Raw genomic sequence first — 19697 nt, forward strand, 5'->3', positions numbered from 1 at the left:
GGTAAATTTGTATTTCGAATTCAGCGATCTCAAAGCAAGTGGGCAGGGAAGTAGTTCACGCGCCGTTTTGCCGAATCTATTGGGGGCACACCGATGAGGCGGCCCAACCACCAAATAAAACGCATCACCTGGAGTGACGCTTTTCGCCTGGCAACTGCCTTTGCGGCGATCTGGATCGCCTGCATGCTGGCCTGGCAGGTATCCTACGCGCTGCTGCTGGTGTTCGCGGCGGCCATCGTGGCGCTGATCTTCCGCAGCCTCGCCGACCTTTTGGAGCATCATACGCCGATCAGCATACCCTTTGCCCTGGCAATCACAGGCGTGGTCTGGGCCGTCGCCATCGGCGGGTTTGCCGTGCTGCTGGGCGCGCAGATCCTCGAGCAGTTTGGCAATTTCGCCGATCGCCTGCCCGACCTCATCGACAATCTGGGCGAACGGATCGGGATTGCCGACCTCCAAGGGGAACTGCTGGCGCGCGCGCAGGAGTTCCTCGAGGGTGCGGGCATTATGCAGTGGGTGGGTGATGGGGTTTTCAGCCTTGCTGGAGCCGGAGCAGCCATTCTGCTGGTGTTGGTGGCGGGAATATATCTGGCCATTGCTCCCGAGCCTTATCGGTCCGGCTTTCTCAAGCTCGTGCCGCCGAGCCGGCGCGAGCAGGCCGGCGATGCCGTGGATGCGACGACCCGGGCGCTGAAGCTCTGGTTGATTGGACAACTGGCCGTCATGGTGCTGGTGGGCGTAGCCACCGGCGCCGCGATGTTCGCCCTGGGCATGCCATCGGCGCTCTCGCTGGGGCTGATTGCGGGGGTGCTCGAGTTCATTCCCTTTATCGGACCGGTCCTGGCGGCTGTTCCAGCCCTGCTGATCGCGCTGGGTGAGGGCGACCAGATGGTGTTTTGGGTTTTGGGGGCTTACGTGCTGATCCAGCAGCTAGAAGGCAGCATCATCGTGCCGCTGGTACAACGCCGCGCCGTCGACTTGCCGCCAGCGCTCGGCCTTTTTTCCATACTGGCCTTTGGCATGCTGTTTGGGCCTGTCGGCGTTATCTTCGGCACCCCTCTGACCGTGGCTGCAATGGTGCTGACGACCAAGCTCTATGTGCGCGATGGGCTCGACGAGGATGTGGCGCTTCCCGGCGAAGACGAAGACGAGGCGGAGCATGAGGACGCGGCGCTCGCCCAGGCGCCGCTCACCAAGGAGTAGCGCCGCCGCCCTAGGGCGCGTGCACCAAAGATTCACGTTCCTGTTGGCCTATTAAGGGAAACCCGCGCGAGTTTTCCATGCCCGTCAAGCCGCCAGATCAGGTTCATCTCTCCGAATTGCTCGGCGCGATGAGCTATGCGCTGGACCTGACGGAAGGCCAACCGGTCGGCCACAGCGTGCGGGCCACCTGGATCGGGCTGCAGCTGGGGCGGGCGCTTGATCTCTCCGAGAGAGAGCTGTGGGAGCTCTACTACACTGTCATGCTCAAGGATTTGGGCTGCTCGAGCAATGCCGCACGCATTTGCGAGCTCTACCTCTCCGATGATTTGAGCTTCAAGCGCGATTTCAAGACCATGGGCGACAGCCTGCCTCAGGTGCTGAGCTTCGTTTTTTCGCATACTGGGCTCGGGGCTGGGCTGGCGGAGCGCCTCCGCGCCACGTTCAACATTCTTAAGAATGGTGGCGTGATCGTCGATGACCTGATCCGCACACGGTGTCATCGCGGCGCTGCCATCGCGGCGCACCTCCGCTTTCCCGTGGGCGTAAGCGATGGCATTCACGCGCTGGACGAGCATTGGGATGGAAAGGGACGGCCCGATCAGTTGGCCGGCTTGCAGATCCCAATTTATGCGCGCATTGCACTGCTGGCGCAGGTGGTCGATGTGTTCCACACTTCCTCGGGCCCCGAAGCAACTTTGGCCGAAGTGCAACAGCGTTCCGGGACATGGTTCGATCCGGACGTAGTCCGGGTTTTTCAGGGGCTTGCTACCGACACGTTCTGGAAAGACCTGGCCGCTCCTGGCCTTGAACAGCGCCTGATCGAGCAGGAGCCGCCGCATTCCCAACCAATCGATGACGATTATCTCGACGACATCGCCCGCGCCTTTGCGCAGATCGTCGACTCGAAGAGCCCCTTCACCTCCGGACATTCCGAGCGGGTGGCTGTCTATGCCGACCTGATCGCCGGGGAGTACGGGCTGTCCCTCGAGCGGCGGCGCTGGCTGCAACGTGGGGCGCTTCTGCACGACATCGGCAAGCTGGGCGTCTCCAACTCTATTCTGGACAAGAACGGCAAGCTTGCCGAGAGTGAGTGGCAGGAGGTTCGCCGCCATCCAGAGCTCTCCGAGGAGATCCTGCGGCGCGTCCCGGTGTTCAAGGATCTGGCGCATATCGGAGGCGGCCACCACGAGCGGCTCGATGGGCGCGGCTATCCGCGGGGACTTGCCGGCGCTGATATTCCCCTGGAGACCCGGATCGTTTCGGTGGCAGATGTGTTCGACGCGCTGACAGCAGATCGGCCTTACCGTGCGGCCATGACTTCAGGTGCTGCGCTGGACATCATGCGGGCCGATCTGGATACCGCCTTCGATCCGGCGTGCCTTGCGGCGCTGGAGCGCGCACTGGCAAAGCTGGAGGACGGCGAGGCTACGGCCGATCCATTCGAAAGGCTGGCGAGTTGAACCGGTGGCATGCCGGACCCAAGGGTCCTGCGAAGTTGTGATCTACTTGCCCGGAACTGGGTTCACCTCCCAACGTTCGCATCTCGCGCGGACGGACTGGAGCTGCGCAGAGCTTTAGGAGTTTCGATCGTGCCTCGGTACTTTTTTAATTTGCGCAGCCAAGAGGGCCTCGAAATCGATATCGAGGGCATGAAGCTGGAGTCGCTGCATGCGGCGCTGGATGAAGCCAGCTACGCTGCAGAGGCGGCTATCGCACTTTCGCCTGACGCTGTTGCGGGGTGCTTTGAGATCGAGGACGAGGGGCGCGTGGTCGTCGCGCGGGTACCCTATGCGGCAGAGCCTTACACCGGCGAAGAAGCCGAGGCGCCTAAGGGCGAAGCGCTGTAGCGAGATCCCAGCGGGGCCGGGGAACTCTGTGGTTCCGATCAACATTCCTTGTGTTCTTGGTCGAACATGAGGGTTTAGCAATGATCAATACACGGACGCATGGTGTTATCGACTACGTGATGGGCGCCGCGCTCATCATCGTACCCTTTCTCTTTGACTTCGGCGCTCTCAGCGCGGCGGCATTCTGGACGCCAGTGCTGCTGGGCGTGGTGGTGCTGATCACCAGCCTCATCACCAAATATGAGCTCAGCGTCGCCAAGGTGATCCCGATGCCGATCCATATCGGTGCCGACGTCCTGGTCGGTGTCGTGCTGGCAGTCTCGCCCTGGCTCTTCGGCTTTGCGGAAGTGATGTGGTTGCCACATCTTGTTCTAGGCATCGCCGAAATCGGCATTGCGCTCCTGTCTCAGAAGCACTCCCCCTATGATGAGGCGGGTGGGGGCACAGTTCACACCGCGAACCGCTAAGCTGCCAGACTGAAGAACACCCCGTCCTTATGATGGGGTGTTGCCTTTTTGGGCGGCTGTTGGCCCCGTAGGGCTGAGAAATAGTTCCCATCGGCCGGTTCATGGATGCTCTTCCTCAGCAACATGGATCGGTGTCGGGGGAGTTACGTTTGAGGAGCCTAACTCTGGTGGAGGCTCCGATGTTGTTTACGATGTTGGCTGTAGGCGGCTTGGTGGTCGCAACCATGCTCATTCTGGTCGACGGCGATCCGGGATGACTCACAAGCGGAGTGAGTGGGTTCGCCCCCGCACCCTGCCAGTCGATCAACTTGCCGCTGAGGCGGGTCAGGACGTCTTGTGGCACCAACCGCCTATGACACTAAGGCGGCAAGTGCGTAGCCCAAGACAGCGTCGCCTCGATGTCTCAATCGGCTGAGGCTTGCCTTTCCGCGCATTTTCCAGAGCAGTTGGCGACACCATTGCCCGGCGCGTGCGTTTCGTCAGAGAGACATGGAGATGAGCATGACCAGCAAGCAACAGGACGACGCGAAGCGGCAAACCAAAACGGGCGAGGATCGTAGCCCGGCACGCGAAAAGGACCGGGGGCGCGACACCACCGACCAGCAGGATCTGCCCGGAGCAGAAGGCCCGCGCGGGGCCGGCGCCAACGAAGATACCTACGACTAATAAGCCCGGTTCTTCCAACCCTATCCAAGGATAAACCAGCAACGGGCCGCCCCGCGAACCGTTGTGACCCCACACCAACGGGGATAACTCCAAGGAGTGAAACATGAAAAAGACACTTATCGTCACGACTGCTGCGCTCTTCGCCACCACGGCCATGCCGAGCTTTGCCCAGGACGCAAGCGCGACGACCAGCACGGATGCCAACACCAGCGTTGAAACTCCTGCCATGGATGCCGACGTGAGCGCCGGCGGGGCTATGGATGCAGATACTGGCGCAGGCGTGATGGACGCTGCCGGTTCCACTGCAATGGATGCAGGAGGCGCCATGAGCGTCGGCACGGAAGAGTTTTCCGACAACTCCTACGAGGCCGCACTCGCCGGCATCCAGACCTCCGGTCAGGTGGAGTTCGATCTGATCGAAGAAGATGATATCGTCATCATGCTTCTGTCCGAGCTTGAAGGTGACGCGGAGACCGGCAATGTCGATATTGACGCCGCTCTGGACGCCAATGCCGAGGCGATGAGTGCCCTGCACACCAGCATCAGCGACAACGAGGCAATCGTCAGCTCGCTGGAAGCCGAAGGTGACTTCACCGCAGAGGACGTCGTTGCGGTTCGCACTAACGCGGACGGCATGCTGGTCGTTTATGTCGACGACCGCGACAACAGCTAGTCATCTCGCGACAAAAATTTTGGAGGGCTTCGGTGATGCACCGGAGCCCTTTCTTTATGAACAGCGTCGCTCACATGTGAGCACCTGATCGTCTTTGGCTGCATTGACACCGGGCAGCCAATCTACCATACAAGTTGCCTAGCCGGCCTGACGTCAGTGACGTCTGAAGCTGCTGCAAGCGTCGCAATGCCCCGCGAAGAGGGCAGAGGCGCAGAAGATGTGATCCGGGGCCATGACACGAAACCTGCTCGACGAGCTGCGTACCATTGATCTCCGCCGTTGCGCCTCCTTAGGGGAGGACGCGAAGGTTGAGGACCATGCGCTCCTGGCGGATTTCGCTGCGTCAGGGGTCGCTTTTACCAGCACGCATGAAGCGCTCGAGGCCCGCTACTACGATGCCGTGCGCGAACTCATTGCCTGCATCAAGCCGACCGCCGGGCTTCCGCCGATCCTCCAGGAAGGCGGCATTTATTACGGCTGTTGGCTTGAAAGCACCGGCACCATCAATGCCGAACTGCTCTCGCGGTTCATTCCATCGGTGGCGCAGGAGACGTTCGGCGCCTTCGCCAAGCTGCAGCGGGCCGATGGACTACTGCCCTACAAGATCACCGCCAATGGCGAGGTGTTCTCTCAGATTCAGCTAGTGACGCCGCCGGCCCGCTCGGTCTGGACCCATTACTGCCTCAACGGTCGCGACAAGACCTTCCTCCGAACGATGTACGAGGCGCTCGCTCGCTACGATGAGTGGCTGGCGCAGAATCGCGATACCCGCGGCACCGGCGCGGTCGAGGCCTTTTGCACCTTCGATACCGGCCATGATCTTTCCGCGCGGTTCTGGCACGTGCCGGATTCGCCATTCAACAATGACCCGGCGCGCTACAATCCGGACAATCCCATCCTGCCCTTTATCGCGCCGGATCTAACCGCGACCGTCGCCTGTGGCCGTGCCTATCTCGCCCGGATGGCCGATGAACTGGGTGAGGATGGTGAGCCTTGGCGGGGCAAAGCCGAGGCCAGCATCGCCGCGCTGTTCGAACAGTGCTATGACGAGACCGACGGCTTCTTTTATGACCGCGACCGCAACGGGCGCCTAGTGCGGGTGCAATCCGACGTGCTGTTGCGCGTCCTGGCCTGCGAAGTTGGCGACGATGCTCTTTTCGCGCAAGCGCTCGAGCGTTATCTGCTCAATACGGCGAAGTTCTTCGCCAAATATCCCTTCACCTCGCTAGCGCTTGACGATCCCCGCTTCGATCGGGACTATCAGCACAATAGCTGGTGCGGTCCGACCAACTTCCTGTCGCTGATCCGCGCCGCACACGCCTTCGAGGCTCATGGGCGCCATGTGGAGATGACCTGGATGCTTTATCCGGTCATCTCGGCGCTGGCGAAGTCCACGCAGTTCCCGCAATGCCTTGATCCCTTCACGGGGCAGCAGGGGTTTACCGAAGTCTATTCGCCCTCGATCCTCTGCCTCCTCGATTTCGTGGAGCGGCTCTGTGGCGTGCAGCCGCGGCCAGACGGCACGCTGTGGTTCACTGGGCTCGTGCCCTATCAGGTCGATCACCGCGATGCTGCCCATGAGACCGCCTATAGCCGCGTCGTAGACGGCATCCGCTTCGAACTCTGCAACACGCGCGAGCAGGTAACGGCATATCGTGACGGTCAATTGCTGTTCCGCGCGCCCAAGGGCATTCGCGTCATCACCGATCGGGCCGGCAATCTGCGCGGCATTGTGGGCATGAGCGTCAACATCATCAGCGGGATGCTGGAGACCGCCACGGGCTCGTTCCCCTTCACCCTTGCCGCCAACGAGGAGCATAGGTTCGATGGTCAAGAATTTTCGCCGCTAGCGGCGACTGGTTTGGTTGCACCGACTTACTCGGCGCAGCTTTAAACAAGAGGCTAGCGCCATGCGCCGGCCAACGACAAAGACGACTTCCGGCGAGCTTTCGCCGGTTGGTGAGGTACGTAGCTCAAACGGGAGGTTTATTATGAGATTTACGAGACGTTCTTTCCTTGGCACGGCAGCCGCTGCTGCCGGTTCCACGGCCATCCTGACCGCGATGGGCCGTCCGGCCTTTGCGCAGGAAACCCGCATTCGCCACTTCTGGTGGGGCAATCCGGACCGCGATGAGCGCACGCTGGAAGCCATCCGCATCTTCAACGAAAAGCATCCAGACATCGAGGTGATTGGCGAGACGCTTGGCTTTGCCGACTATTTCACCCGTCTCACCACCCAGATCGCTGGTGGCAACATGCCCGATGCGATCCAGATGGGTTATGGCGTGATGTTTGAATATATCGAGCGTGGCGCCCTGCTGCCGCTCGATGAATATATCGGCAACCAGCTCGACCTCACCCATATCGACCAGAGCGCCATCGACGCCGGCACTGTGGATGGCAAGCTCTACGCTCTCTCGATCGGCGCCAATTCGCACATGGCGATGTATAACAAGCGCCTCTACGAGGAAGCCGGCATCGTTCCTGGCGAAGATTTCGACCCCTATGGCTGGACCTATGACGATGTGAAGCGCATCGGCGTGGCCATCAAGGAAGCCACTGGCGTGGCCGGCACCGACGATAACACTGCCGACTACCAGAACTTCTCAGACTTCGCCGCCCAGGCTGGCGGCGAGCTCTACACGGCCGAGGGCGAATACGGCCCCACCCAGGAGATGGTGGAGCAGTACTGGACGATCTGGAAGGATATCCGCGACGCCGGCGCCACCCCGCCAGCGCAGCATTCAGCAGGCCTTGCAGCAGTGTCGGAGCTCAGCCGCATGGGCGTGGTCACCGGTGACTCGGCCACCACCTATCTCTGGTCCAACCAACTGGTGGGCGTGCAGGCGCTCATGGAGGACGAGCTCGGCGCGGCCATGTATCCGAACCTGCCCGAGATGATCCCCGGCTCAATCATCCAGCCAAGCCAGTTCATCTGCCTCAGCCGCGATACCGTGGATGCGGAAGCCACCGTCACCTACATGAACGCGTTCGTCAACGACATGGACATGACGGCGGCCCTGGGTCTCGAGCGTGGCATCCCGGCCAATTCCCAGGTCCGCGAAATGCTGCAGCCGACGTTGGAAGGCGCCGCGGCAACTTCTGTCGAGTTCTTCGACAACATCCAGGGCAAGACCATGGAGCTGCATCCGCCCCAGCCGAGCGGTGCCAATGAAGTCGAACAGACCTTTGAGCGCATCGCCGTCGGCGTGCTGCTCGAGCAGCAGAGCATTCCCGATGCCGCTGCCGACTTCATCCGCCAGGCGGAGGCCATCCTGCGCCGCGCCAGCTAATCAACTCACGCCGCCGGGCTCCGGCCCGGCGGCAATTCCAAATGTCTTCTGGAGCGCTGCCGATGGAAAAGTTCTTGCGCAAGAACGCCCCGGCCTATGTCTTTCTCGCCCCCTGGCTGGTAGGCTTTTTCCTGCTGTCGATCTTTCCGATCCTGGCGTCGCTCTATCTCTCTTTCACCGAGTATGACGTGGTTCAGCCCCCCGAGTGGATTGGGCTTGAAAACTACCAATACATGTTCGAATTCGACTACCGGTTCTGGAAATCGCTGCAGGTGACCTTCACCTTCGTGGTGGTCTCAGTGCCGCTCAAGCTCGCCTTCGCGCTGGCCGTGGCCATGCTGCTCGACAAGGGTATTCGCGCGGTGGGCTGGTATCGTGCGCTCTTTTATCTGCCATCCATTCTGGGCGGCTCTATTGCAGTCGCCATCCTCTGGCGTCAGCTCTTTGACTATAACGGCGTCATCAACTCGGTGCTGCGCTTTTTTGGTGGCGACGGGCCCTATTGGCTGTCTGATCCACGCTATTCGCTATGGACCCTTGTCGTGCTGGCGGTTTGGCAGTTCGGCTCGCCCATGCTGATCTTCCTCGCGGGACTCCGCGCCATTCCGCAGGACCTCTACGAGGCGGCCGAGATCGATGCGGCGTCGCCCATGCGCAAATTCTTCGCCATCACCGTGCCGCTGCTGGCGCCGGTCATCTTCTTTAATCTGGTGCTCCAGATGATCGAGGCCTTCAAGAGCTTCTCGGGTGCCTTCATCATCTCGGGCGGCTCGGGGGCGCCGCTCGATAGCTTGCTGTTCTTCACGGTGTACCTCTTCAACGAAGCCTTCTCGTTCTTCCGCATGGGCTATGCCTCGGCGCTGGGCTGGGTGCTGCTCGTGATCATCGCGGCGTTCACCGCCATCGCCTTCTGGACCTCGAAATATTGGGTCCACTATGAGAACGAGAGGGGCTAGGCCATGACCGACGCAAGCTCGACCCAGATCGTCGCCCCGGTCGCCGTTGCCGCCGAATTGCGCGCCCGGCGCGCCAGCCGCAACCGGCGCTCGGCGATCCTCAAGCACATCTTCCTGATCGCCGCCTCGTTCATCATGATTTATCCGCTGCTCTGGATGATCGCGAGTTCGCTCAAGCCCGACAACCAGATCTTCGGCGATCTCGGCCTGATCCCCACCGATCCGCAATGGTCCAACTATTCGGAGGGCTGGAACGCTCTTTCGGTCAGCTTCACTCAGTTCTTCTGGAATTCGGGCGTGGTCACCGTGCTCTCGGTGATCGGCAACGTGCTGTCCTGTTCCTTTGCCGCCTATGCGTTCGCCCGGCTTGAGTTCAACGGCAAGAACATCTGGTTCGCGCTGATGATGATGACGCTGATGATCCCCTACCATGTGGTCCTCATCCCGCAATACCTGACCTTCCTGCAGCTGGGCTGGGTCAATACCTATCTGCCGCTGGTGGTGCCACGGTTCCTGGCTACGGATGCTTTCTTCATTTTCCTCATGATCCAGTTCTTCCGGCAATTGCCGCGCGAACTGGACGAGGCGGCGATGATCGATGGCTGCTCGCCCTTCAAGATCTATTGGGCAATCATCCTGCCATTGTCACTGCCCGCCATGACCACGGCCGCCATCTTCTCGTTCATCTGGACGTGGGAGGACTTCCTGGGGCCACTGGTCTATCTCAACGACATCAAGGACTACACGGTCCCCTTGGCGCTGCGCATGTTCCTCAGCCAGGATTCGGTGTCCGAATATGGCCAGATGTTCGCCATGTCGGTGCTCTCGATCCTGCCCATTATTCTCTTCTTCGTCGTTTTCCAGCGCTTCATCATTCGTGGCATCGCCATGAGCGGGATGAAGTAAGGCTTGGCTGCATAGGATAAACCAAATGGCTTCAGTCACCCTCAGTCAGGTCAAGAAGAACTACGGCAATGTGCCGGTCATCCACGGCATCGACCTCGATGTGCAATCGGGCGAGTTCCTGGTGCTGGTTGGGCCTTCGGGCTGCGGCAAGTCCACCCTGTTGCGCATGATTGCCGGCCTTGAGGAGATCGATGACGGCACAATTTCGATCGGCGACCGGGTGGTCAATGATCTGCCGGCGTCGCAGCGCAACCTCTCCATGGTGTTCCAGTCCTACGCGCTCTACCCCCATATGAGCGTGCGCAAGAACTTGGCATTTGGCCTCTCCAATCTGCGCATGCCCAAGGATGAGATCGAGCGCCGCGTCACCGAGGCCGCGCGCATCCTCCAGATCGAGCCACTGATGGAGCGCAAGCCGCGCCAGCTCTCGGGTGGCCAGAAGCAGCGTGTTGCCATCGGCCGCGCCATCGTCCGCGAGCCGCAACTCTTTCTGTTCGACGAGCCGCTCTCTAATCTCGATGCGGAACTGCGCGTGCAGATGCGCGTGGAGCTGGCCGGGCTCTACCAGCGGCTGGGCACCACCATGATCTATGTGACGCACGACCAGACCGAAGCCATGACCATGGCGACGCGTATCGTGGTGCTGAGCAAGGGCCATATCGAGCAGGTCGGCACGCCGTTCGAGCTCTATAATTTCCCGCGCAACAAGTTCGTCGCGACCTTCATCGGGTCGCCCAAGATGAACATGCTCGACGCCAAGGCTAGCGGCGGCAGCGTCGATCTGCCCGGTCTTGGTCTGCTGCCGCTGCCCGCCGGCATCACGGCCGATGGGCCGATCAGCGTGGGTGTGCGGCCCGAGCAGATCAGCATGGGGACGGAGGGTGATCTTACGCTCGCCGGCACCGTTACGCTCGTGGAATATCTGGGCAGCGAGGTGTTCATCTACGTCAAGCTCGCCAACGGCCAGACTGTCCTCGTGCAGGGGTCCGGCACGGACAAGACGCGCAATGGCGAGGCGGTGACCATCTCGATCAAGGCCGAGCAGGCGCACTATTTCAACGCAGAGGGTTTGCGCCTCGGTCCCCACGCCTGAGGTCTTCCCGCTCTTTTGCAAGTTCAGGACTTTGCCATGCCACGGGTCACCAACCCGATCCTGCCCGGGTTCAACCCCGATCCCTCCATCGTGCGGGTGGGCGAGGACTACTTTATCGCCACCTCCACCTTCGAATGGTATCCGGGGGTGCAGATCCACCACTCCAGGGATTTGGCGAACTGGAAGCTGGTGACGCGGCCGCTTGACCGGCCGAGCCTGCTCGATATGCGCGGTGACCCAGATAGCGGTGGCATCTGGGCGCCGGACCTGACCTATGCCGATGGCCAGTTCTGGCTGGTTTATACCGACGTCAAGCGCCAGCAGGGCTCCTATAAGGACGTCTTCAACTACGTCACCACCGCGCCTGCCATCACGGGCCCATGGTCGGAGCCCGTCTATCTCAATGCCACGGGGTTCGACCCAGCGCTCTTCCACGAAGACGATGGTAAGAAATACCTCCTCAACATGATCTGGGATCATCGCGGGCGGCCCAACATCTTTGCCGGCATCGCGCTGCAGGAATACGATCCCGCAACCGGCGAGTTGGTCGGCGAGGAGCACAACATCTTCCAGGGCACCGATCTCGGGTTGGTCGAGGGTCCCCACCTCTATAAGCGCAATGGCTGGTACTATCTGCTGACCGCCGAAGGGGGGACCGGCTTCGGCCATGCCTGCACGCTGGCGCGCTCGCGCAACCTCCTCGGCCCTTATGAACTGCACCCGGACCAACACATCCTCACGACCAAGGACGAGCCGCTCCATCCCATGCAGCGAGCAGGACATGGTGATATCGCCGAGACGCCTGACGGGGTGCCCTATCTCGTCCATTTGATGAGCCGCCCGGTCACACAGAAGCACCGATCGATCCTAGGGCGCGAGACCTCCATCCAGCGCTGCGAGTGGCGCGATGACGACTGGCTCTATGTGGTGGATGGACCACTGCCGGCGATGGAGACGGAGGTGCCCGGCACGCCTGAGCCGCAGCCGGGGGAGACCGTCTACCGCTTTTCGGCCGATGCGCCGCTGCCCAGTGACTTCCAGTGGCTCCGGACGCCGGTGCCGGAGCGCATCTTTTCGCTGACCGAGCGCCCGGGCGCCCTGCGCCTGTTTGGACGGCAATCCATCGGGTCCTGGTTCGAGCAGGCTTTGGTGGCGCGCCGGCAGACGGACTTCGACATCGAGGTTACGACCACGCTCGAATTTTCGCCGCGCAATGAGCGCGAGATGGCGGGCCTTACCATCTATTACGGCCGGCACGCCTTCGTGTATCTCCACGTCTCAGCCCATTCTGACGGGCAGCGCGAGCTGCTGCTCAAGGGCGCTATGGCCGACAATCGCGGCGGGCACCTCAAATATCTATCCGACCCGATTAGCATCCCCAATGCGGGGCCGGTGCACTTGGCGCTGCGCATGCAGAACGCGCGTCTGCAGTTCTTTTATAGCCTCGGCAGTTCAGACGACGTCATCAAGATCGGCCCGGAGCTGGATGGCTCGATCCTGTCGGACGAAGCCAGCGTCGCCGTCGGCGGGGGCAGCTTTACCGGCACCTTTGTCGGCATGGCGGCGCAGGACCTCAACGGCAAGGGCCGCCCGGCCGATTTTCTCGAGTTCACCTATCGTCGGGGCTGACGGCCACGACAAAGCAAATCTATATGGGACCATTGCGTCGGGGTGCGAGATCACCCGGACGACCTAAGGGAGAGAGACGAAAATGCGCAGGAAATACGCTTTGGTGGGGACGGGCAGCCGCGCCCGCATGTTCTATGGAGCGATCCTTGGGCCGCACCATAATCATGCCGAACTCGTGGCGCTCTGCGACACCAATCAGGTGCGCATGGACTATACCAACAAGGTTCTGACCGAGGAATTCAACAGCACCACCGTGCCGACCTACAAGGCGGACGCCTTCGATCAGATGATCAAGGACAGCCAGGCCGATGTGGTGATCGTCACCTCGGTCGATCGCACGCATCACCGCTACATCATCGCGGCGCTGGAAGCGGGTTGCGACGTCATCACTGAAAAGCCGATGACCACCGACGCTGAAAAGTGCCAGGAGATCATCGACGCGGTGAAGCGTACCGGCCGCGAGGTGCGTGTCACCTTCAATTATCGCTATGCCCCGCACAATTCAGCGGTGCGCGAGCTCATCGCCTCGGGCGCCATCGGGCAGGTATTCTCGGTGCATTTCGAGTGGCTGCTCGACACCAAGCATGGCGCCGATTATTTCCGCCGCTGGCATCGTGACAAGCGCAATAGCGGTGGCCTAATGGTCCACAAATCCACCCACCATTTCGACCTCGTCAATTTCTGGCTGGGCACGCAGCCTGATACCGTCTTTGCCATGGGCGATCTGCGCTTTTACGGCCGCGCCAATGCCGAGGAGCGGGGCGTCTTTACGCCGTATACCCGCACCACCGGCGTCGAAGCGGCCAAGAACGACCCCTTCGCCATCGATCTCACGAGCAATGACGTCCAGAAGGGTCTCTATTGGGACGCTGAACAGGAAGACGGATACCAGCGCGACCAGAACGTCTTTGGCGACGGCATCTCCATCGAGGACACCATGTCGGTCATGGTGCGCTACCGCAACAAGGCGGTGATGACCTATGCCCTGCATGCCTATGCGCCCTGGGAAGGCTTCAATGTGAGCTTCAACGGCTCCAAGGGCCGCATTGAGCTGATGGTGCGCGAAACCTCCTATATCAATGCCGGCCAGTCGGCCGACCAGGAGGGCGCGGCCGAAGGGATCCGCCTCTATCACTTCCCGCTCCATGGCGAGGCCCGCGAGGTGCCGATCCAGCGCGCCGAGGGTTCGCATGGCGGTGGCGACAACATCATGTTGCGCGATATCTTCGCTGAAGAGCAGGATCCCAACAGCCCCTATCGAGCCGACTATCGCGATGGGGCCATGTCGATCCTGACCGGCATTGCGGCCAACCGCTCGTTCCAGACTGGCTTGCCGGTGGACGTCAAGACCATCGTCCAGTTCTGATGCTTTCCAGGCGTCGCGCATGAGCGCGGCGCCTTAGCCCTTCTGGAGGGCGCCGAGCACGGCCGCTTCGAGATCGGCCTGCGCAAACGGCTTGGCCAGCCGCGGCGGCTGATAGCCGCTGGAATCGGGCAGTTCGGCATATCCCGTGGCGATCAGGATGGGCGTACCCGGCCAGCGTTCGCGAATGGCGGTGGCCAATTGTAGACCGGTCATGCGCGGCATGGCGTGATCGGTGACCACCAGGTCGAACGATCCCTCACCCAGGCGCGCTAGCGCCTCGGCTCCAGAATTGGCCTCGACCACCTCATGCCCCAGATCCTCGAGCATGGAGGCGGTGTTCATCAACACCAGCGCGTCGTCGTCAACGGCGAGAACCCGCAGTGGGCGCTCGGCGATGCTGTCGACGGTCGGCGCCTCGTCGACCGTTTGCGGGGCAGCGGGGACATCGGTTTCTGCCTGTGGCAGCCAGATCTCAGCGGTGGTGCCCTGTCCAAGTGTGCTGTGGAGCACGAATTGTCCACCCGACTGGTGGGCGATGCCGTGAACCATGGAAAGCCCCAGCCCCGTCCCCTTGCCCACCCCCTTGGTGGTGAAAAAAGGTTCGGTGGCGTGCGACAGGGTCTCGGCGTCCATGCCTTCACCCGTATCGGCCACCGAGAGGCGCACATAGCGACCCGCCGGCAGGTCAGCATTGGGTCGGCTCAGCACCTGCTCATCGGCGGCAATGGTCAGCGTGCCACCGTCGGGCATGGCATCCCTGGCATTAACCGCCAGGTTCAGTACGGCCGCCGCGATCTGGTTGGCGTCAGACAAAGCCAGGGGCAGGTCTGGCGCGAACTGCATCTGCACTTCAATATCGGCACCAACCGAGCCGCTCAGCAGTTCCTCCATGGAGCCGATAAGGTCGCTGACATCGAGCGGACCCACAGCAAGTTCCTGCCGCCGGGCAAAGGCCAGCATGCTGCGCGTCAGTGACGCCCCACGCTCGGCGCCCCGCCGGGCGTTGTCGAGCAGGCGCAGCATATGCTCATCCTGCGGCATGCGCTTGCGCAGCAATTCAAGGCTACTGAGCACTGCCATCAGAAGGTTGTTGAAGTCGTGCGCCACGCCGCCGGTCAGTTGGCCGATGGCTTCCATCTTCTGGGCCTGCAGCAATTGCTCGCGCGCATCCTCGAGCTTGCGCTGGGTCTCGGCGCGCTCGGTAATGTCGCGGGTGATCTTGGCAAAACCGAGCAGGGTGCCGTCGTCGTCGCGGATCGCATCAATGATCACATGGGCCAGAAAGCGCGTGCCGTCCTTGCGGACGCGCCAGCCCTCCCGCTCGTAGCGGCCGACGGTGCGGGCGGTTTCAAGCGCCTGTTGCGGCACGCCGGCCGCCAGTTCCTCGGGCGTATAGAAGCGGCCGAAGAACTCACCAACGATCTCGTCGGGATGGTAACCCTTGATGCGCTCGGCGCCGGAATTCCAGTTGGTGACGATCCCTTCGGGGCTGAGCATATAGAGCGCGTAATCGGTAACGCCTTGGACCAGGCGCCGGAACATGTCGCGCGACTCTGCCAGCGCCTGATCGGCCATGCGCCGCTCGGTAAGGTCCCGGGTGATCTTGGCAAAGCCGATCAGCTCGCCCTGCTCGTCCTTGATCGCATCGATGATGGCGTTGGCCCAAAAGCGCGTGCCGTCTTTGCGCAGCCGCCAGCCTTCGCTTTCGAAACGTCCCACGCTTGCTGCGGTGCGTAAGGCTCGCGCCGGAAGCCCGGTCGCGAGATCTTCGGGGGTATAGAAACGCGAGAAATGCTGGCCGATGATTTCGTCTTGCCGGTAGCCCTTGAGGCGCTCGGCGCCCACGTTCCAGCTGGACACGCGGCCATCCACCGACAGCATGTAAATGCCGTAGTCGGTGATGGAGTCGAGCAGCAGCCGATAGTGATCGGTCTGCGGCATCTGCATCATTGCCTGTGACATGCACTCCCCGGGTCGCACGCGCAGCAACGCACGCTGATTCTTATGGTTCCAGCAATTCTGCTGCGTCAGTGCAGCAATGGTGCACGTAACGCATCAAGACCAGTGATAAACAGCGATCCCGCTCCGCTCAAGGCTGGAATTGGCGAGCACATCGCGGGCATGGCCAGGCAGATCTAGCGGTGGCAGCGGCCAGTCCGGTGCCGAGCGGTCAAGGCTCACCGCCACCAGTAGCGTCGCGCCCGCGTGCTGACGGCGGAAGGCCAGGATGTCCTCCCCGAGCTCGAGCGGTTGGTAGCTGCCCTGGAACAGGTCGGGAGCCTGATTGCGCAGGCTCAGCAAGCGCCGGGTGACGTCGAGCTTGGCGTCGATGCGGTTTGCCTCTGCGCCATCGCGGAGCTTTCCAAGCCGCTGCTCGAGCGCAGAAAAGTTCACCGGCCGGCGATTGTCCGGATCCACAAAGCTCTGCTCCCAATCTTCGGCACCCCGATAGATGTCGGGCACGCCGGGCACGGTGAGCTTGAGAACGGCCTGGGCAAGACCCAAGCGCCAGCCAATGGGGGCCAACTCCGCCTCCACCTGCCGGAAGTCCTCGAGGAAGGCGTTACTGCCGAGCGCTTCGGCAATGAACCGGTTGAGGGCATCCTCGTAATCCGGGTTTTGCACGGTCCAGTCGCTGTGCACTCGCGCCTCACGCACCGATTTCATCATAGCAGCCTGCAGCCGCTCGATCATCTGTTGGCGGCGATCCTGGGGCAGCATGCCCCCATTGTCGGCAGGCCAGCCGCCCAGGAGTAACTGGAAGAAGAGATAAAGGTCATTGCTGTCAATAGTGTCGGCGCTGGGCAGCAGCAGATTGCGCCACCGGTCCACCGCAGCGGTCCATACATCAGGCCGCTCCGCGATGGCGGCAATGCGGGCGCGGGTATCCTCGCCACGTTTGGTGTCATGCGTCGAGGTGGCGAGCATGGCATAGGGCTCGTCCTCTAGACGGCGCTGGTTGGCGGCGTGGAAGTCGGCAATGCCAACATGGAACTGTTCGGGATGGGCACCGACCTCGTTAAGCGCCACCATGCGGTTGTGGCGGTAAAGAGCGGTGTCCTCCAGCCCTTTGGCCATCACCGGGCCGGAATATTGCTGGAAGCGAGCGATGATCTCCCCGATCTGGCTGCCGTCGTAGGCTTCATCGAGTTCGCCAAGCAGCAGCTGATCGAGAAAATCGAAGGCCATGGGCCAAATGCTGGGCTCCGCCTTTCGTGCATCGGCAATCGCGCGGGTAAGTTCGGTGCGATCATACGCGGCGCGGGCGCCATCATCCATGTAGGTGCGGTAGACGCTCATCCAGCCAATGATCTCGCGCAGTGCCCTGCGCAGGGTGTGCTCGGTCAGATCTCGCGTGGCGGGCACAGACTGGGCAAGCCCGGCAACACGGCGGCTCAAGGCCGCGAGCTCAGCGGCGAGTTCGCGGTCCATCACCCGCAATTTGCAGCGATAGGCCTCTTCCTGGGGCGAGGTGATATTGCCGGTGAAGCGTGCATAGGTTTGGCTCAACGGCATTTCCCCATCGGGATTGGTCAGCACGCGCGTCAGCATGGCGCCGAACTCGTAGCCGGTCGTGCCATGGACGGGCCAATCGCTCCTGATGGTCTCGTCGGGGGCGAGGATTTTCTCGACCAGGAGATAAATGGGCCGGGGGCTTTTTGCGACCAGTTCCTCGACATAGGCCTTGGGATCGCGCAGCCCATCGATGTGATCGATGCGCAGACCTTCCACGAGACCTTCCTCGATTAGCTGAAAGATCAGCTGGTGCGCATGGTCGAACACCTCGGGCCGCTCAATGCGGATGCCGCCCAGTTCGGAATTAATGAAGAAGCGCCGATAGTTGATCTCGTCGGCAGCAGCGAGATAGTGCGCAACCCGCCAGTGCTGGCGCTCGATCAGTTGAGCGAGCGCGCCGCCCGTCACCGCCTCGGCAGCTTTTTGGGGTGACCCGTGCTCCCCCAGCAGTTTCTCCTGATCTTCCGGCCGAAGCGGCAGCTTGTGGGTGTCGTGCGCCCAAACAGCAAGATCGCCATCATCCGCCTTGAGCCGGATCTGCCCTTGGGCGATACCTTCTGCGGCCGTGAGGCCCAGAAACGGCACCAGGATCTTCCCATTAGCACCCGGCGCATCCCAGTCGACATCGAAGAACTCTGCGTACTTGCTCTCGCGCCCGTTGCGCAGCAGATCGAGCCACTGCGCATTGCTCGAACCGCCCACGCCCATATGGTTGGGCACGAAGTCGAGCAAGATGCCCAGCCCTGCTTGCCGCAGCGTTTCGGCCAGGCGCCGGAAGTCATCGAGCGTTCCCAACTCAGGATTGATCCGCGTATGGTCGACCGTGTCATAGCCGTGCGAGCTGCCCGGTTGCGCCATCAGGATGGGCGACAGATAGGCGTGGCTCGCGCCCAGCTCCGCTAGATAGGGCACCAGCGCCTCGGCATGAGCGAAGGTGAAGTCCTTGTTGAGCTGCAGGCGGTAGGTGGCGCTGGGAAAGCTGATGTTGGTCATCGGTTCTGGGTTCTGTTGGATCGGAAATGCAGCAGGTGTTCTCCGGCCACAGGCGTGACACCGATCCAAATAGTTCGGGCGGGTATCACAGCGGGCATCGGGGTCCTCGGCGCAGTTCAACCGAAACGGGGCCAGGCAGGTGCACGTTCCCGCTTAACGCACGAGCTTGGCTGCAGCGCCGGAACTGGCAGCTTCGCTGCGCCATTGCAGCTTGGTAACGTCTTTCCGCGGACTTCGCATGCGTGTAGCCACCTACAACGTCAACGGCATCAATGGCCGCCTGCCGGTGCTGCTCGCCTGGCTCGAGGCCACAGCACCCGATGTGGTGTGCCTGCAGGAGTTGAAGGCCCCCGATGAGAAGTTCCCGGCCGCTGCTTTGGAAGCGGTCGGTTATGGCGCCATTTGGCATGGCCAGAAAAGCTGGAACGGCGTGGCTATTCTGGCGCGTGGATCCACCCCAGCCGAAACCCGTCGCGGCCTGCCGGGCAACCGGGACGATGTCCAGTCGCGCTATATCGAGGCGGTGGTGCAAGGCGTCGCTGTGGGGTGCCTCTATCTGCCCAATGGCAATCCGGTCGATACGCCCAAGTTTGAGTACAAGCTGGCATGGTTCGCGCGCCTAATCGACTATGCAGCCGAGCTGATCGCCGCGGAAATCCCGGTGGTCCTGGCCGGTGACTACAACGTCATGCCTACTGAAAAGGACGTCTATAAGCCCGAACGCTGGACCAATGATGCGCTATTCCGCGCGGAGGTTCGAGACGCCTTTGCGAGCCTGGTGGGGCAGGGCTGGACCGACGCGCTCCGCCACCTTCACCCTGACGAGACGATCTATACCTTCTGGGACTACTTCCGGAATGCGTTCAGCCGAGATGCCGGTCTGCGTATCGACCATCTGCTCCTCAGCCCCTCGTTGGCACCACGGCTGACTGCTGCCGGAGTGGATCGGTCCGCCCGTGCTATGGAGAAAACTAGCGATCACGCGCCGGTCTGGATCGAACTGACCGGCTAGCGCGTCTGCCCATGCCCGTGCTCGCAACTATTGGATCCTCTGCCCATTGAGCATCACGCGTGATCAACTGCGCAACA

General features: G+C 61.7%; 16 protein-coding genes. 14 read left to right on the forward strand and 2 right to left on the reverse strand.

Annotation, left to right across the window (positions count from 1 at the left end; genetic code table 11):
* Window positions 1-93 precede the first annotated feature (93 nt).
* From QOV41_RS04035 to QOV41_RS04095, 13 genes are all read left to right on the forward strand, one after another.
* Entirely contained in the window at window positions 94-1203 is a 1110-nt protein-coding gene (locus tag QOV41_RS04035; protein ID WP_284579699.1) for an AI-2E family transporter, read from the forward strand.
* A 77-nt stretch (window positions 1204-1280) separates the two neighbouring features.
* A complete protein-coding gene (locus QOV41_RS04040) occupies window positions 1281-2663 on the forward strand; it encodes an HD-GYP domain-containing protein (RefSeq protein WP_284579700.1) in 1383 nt (460 codons plus the stop codon).
* A 129-nt stretch (window positions 2664-2792) separates the two neighbouring features.
* The gene (locus tag QOV41_RS04045; protein WP_284579702.1) at window positions 2793-3050 is read left to right on the forward strand and encodes a DUF6894 family protein; all 258 of its coding nucleotides are present in this window, start codon (window positions 2793-2795) and stop codon (window positions 3048-3050) included.
* A gap of 80 nt (window positions 3051-3130) precedes the next feature.
* The gene (locus QOV41_RS04050) at window positions 3131-3517 is read left to right on the forward strand and encodes an SPW repeat domain-containing protein (RefSeq protein ID WP_284579704.1); all 387 of its coding nucleotides are present in this window, start codon (window positions 3131-3133) and stop codon (window positions 3515-3517) included.
* Window positions 3518-4018: 501 nt separating this feature from the next.
* Window positions 4019-4183, forward strand: a complete 165-nt coding sequence (locus tag QOV41_RS04055; protein WP_284579705.1) for a hypothetical protein — start codon at window positions 4019-4021, stop codon at window positions 4181-4183.
* 103 nt (window positions 4184-4286) lie between these two features.
* Window positions 4287-4856: a hypothetical protein gene (locus QOV41_RS04060; protein WP_284579707.1), complete on the forward strand. Its 570-nt coding sequence runs from the start codon at window positions 4287-4289 to the stop codon at window positions 4854-4856.
* 232 nt (window positions 4857-5088) lie between these two features.
* Window positions 5089-6750 (forward strand): MGH1-like glycoside hydrolase domain-containing protein, encoded by a 1662-nt coding sequence (locus tag QOV41_RS04065; RefSeq protein ID WP_284579708.1) that lies wholly within the window; start codon window positions 5089-5091, stop codon window positions 6748-6750.
* A gap of 97 nt (window positions 6751-6847) precedes the next feature.
* Entirely contained in the window at window positions 6848-8149 is a 1302-nt protein-coding gene (locus QOV41_RS04070; protein WP_284579710.1) for an ABC transporter substrate-binding protein, read from the forward strand.
* Between the two features lie 62 nt (window positions 8150-8211).
* Window positions 8212-9105, forward strand: coding sequence for a carbohydrate ABC transporter permease (locus QOV41_RS04075; RefSeq protein ID WP_284579711.1), 894 nt, complete (start codon window positions 8212-8214; stop codon window positions 9103-9105).
* A 3-nt stretch (window positions 9106-9108) separates the two neighbouring features.
* A complete protein-coding gene (locus QOV41_RS04080) occupies window positions 9109-10011 on the forward strand; it encodes a carbohydrate ABC transporter permease (RefSeq protein ID WP_284579712.1) in 903 nt (300 codons plus the stop codon).
* Window positions 10012-10036: 25 nt separating this feature from the next.
* Window positions 10037-11104: an ABC transporter ATP-binding protein gene (locus QOV41_RS04085; protein ID WP_284579714.1), complete on the forward strand. Its 1068-nt coding sequence runs from the start codon at window positions 10037-10039 to the stop codon at window positions 11102-11104.
* A gap of 36 nt (window positions 11105-11140) precedes the next feature.
* Complete coding sequence (locus tag QOV41_RS04090) at window positions 11141-12733, forward strand: glycoside hydrolase family 43 protein (protein ID WP_284579715.1); 1593 nt, start codon at window positions 11141-11143, stop codon at window positions 12731-12733.
* Between the two features lie 82 nt (window positions 12734-12815).
* Window positions 12816-14099 (forward strand): Gfo/Idh/MocA family oxidoreductase, encoded by a 1284-nt coding sequence (locus tag QOV41_RS04095; RefSeq protein ID WP_284579716.1) that lies wholly within the window; start codon window positions 12816-12818, stop codon window positions 14097-14099.
* 33 nt (window positions 14100-14132) lie between these two features.
* Here the strand turns inward: QOV41_RS04095 and QOV41_RS04100 are convergent, their stop codons facing one another.
* Entirely contained in the window at window positions 14133-16061 is a 1929-nt protein-coding gene (locus QOV41_RS04100; protein WP_284579717.1) for a hybrid sensor histidine kinase/response regulator, read from the reverse strand.
* 93 nt (window positions 16062-16154) lie between these two features.
* Window positions 16155-18608, reverse strand: a complete 2454-nt coding sequence (gene treY, locus QOV41_RS04105; RefSeq protein ID WP_284579718.1) for a malto-oligosyltrehalose synthase — start codon at window positions 18606-18608, stop codon at window positions 16155-16157.
* Window positions 18609-18846: 238 nt separating this feature from the next.
* Here treY and xth point away from each other — a divergent pair, with 238 nt between their 5' ends.
* Window positions 18847-19620, forward strand: a complete 774-nt coding sequence (xth, locus tag QOV41_RS04110; protein ID WP_284579719.1) for an exodeoxyribonuclease III — start codon at window positions 18847-18849, stop codon at window positions 19618-19620.
* Window positions 19621-19697 lie beyond the last annotated feature (77 nt).

The sequence above is a fragment of the Devosia sp. RR2S18 genome (genome assembly GCF_030177755.1).
Lineage (GTDB): Bacteria > Pseudomonadota > Alphaproteobacteria > Rhizobiales > Devosiaceae > Devosia > Devosia rhizosphaerae.

What these genes read in the sequence shown, in the direction of transcription:
- QOV41_RS04035 (WP_284579699.1), top strand. Translation starts at nt 94, where the DNA reads ATGAGGCGGCCCAACCACCAAATAAAACGCATCACCTGGAGTGACGCT.
- QOV41_RS04040 (WP_284579700.1), top strand. Translation starts at nt 1,281, where the DNA reads ATGCCCGTCAAGCCGCCAGATCAGGTTCATCTCTCCGAATTGCTCGGC.
- QOV41_RS04050 (WP_284579704.1), top strand. Translation starts at nt 3,131, where the DNA reads ATGATCAATACACGGACGCATGGTGTTATCGACTACGTGATGGGCGCC.
- QOV41_RS04055 (WP_284579705.1), top strand. Translation starts at nt 4,019, where the DNA reads ATGACCAGCAAGCAACAGGACGACGCGAAGCGGCAAACCAAAACGGGC.
- QOV41_RS04060 (WP_284579707.1), top strand. Translation starts at nt 4,287, where the DNA reads ATGAAAAAGACACTTATCGTCACGACTGCTGCGCTCTTCGCCACCACG.
- QOV41_RS04065 (WP_284579708.1), top strand. Translation starts at nt 5,089, where the DNA reads ATGACACGAAACCTGCTCGACGAGCTGCGTACCATTGATCTCCGCCGT.
- QOV41_RS04070 (WP_284579710.1), top strand. Translation starts at nt 6,848, where the DNA reads ATGAGATTTACGAGACGTTCTTTCCTTGGCACGGCAGCCGCTGCTGCC.
- QOV41_RS04075 (WP_284579711.1), top strand. Translation starts at nt 8,212, where the DNA reads ATGGAAAAGTTCTTGCGCAAGAACGCCCCGGCCTATGTCTTTCTCGCC.
- QOV41_RS04080 (WP_284579712.1), top strand. Translation starts at nt 9,109, where the DNA reads ATGACCGACGCAAGCTCGACCCAGATCGTCGCCCCGGTCGCCGTTGCC.
- QOV41_RS04085 (WP_284579714.1), top strand. Translation starts at nt 10,037, where the DNA reads ATGGCTTCAGTCACCCTCAGTCAGGTCAAGAAGAACTACGGCAATGTG.
- QOV41_RS04090 (WP_284579715.1), top strand. Translation starts at nt 11,141, where the DNA reads ATGCCACGGGTCACCAACCCGATCCTGCCCGGGTTCAACCCCGATCCC.
- QOV41_RS04095 (WP_284579716.1), top strand. Translation starts at nt 12,816, where the DNA reads ATGCGCAGGAAATACGCTTTGGTGGGGACGGGCAGCCGCGCCCGCATG.
- QOV41_RS04100 (WP_284579717.1), bottom strand. Translation starts at nt 16,061, where the DNA reads ATGTCACAGGCAATGATGCAGATGCCGCAGACCGATCACTATCGGCTG.
- treY (WP_284579718.1), bottom strand. Translation starts at nt 18,608, where the DNA reads ATGACCAACATCAGCTTTCCCAGCGCCACCTACCGCCTGCAGCTCAAC.
- xth (WP_284579719.1), top strand. Translation starts at nt 18,847, where the DNA reads ATGCGTGTAGCCACCTACAACGTCAACGGCATCAATGGCCGCCTGCCG.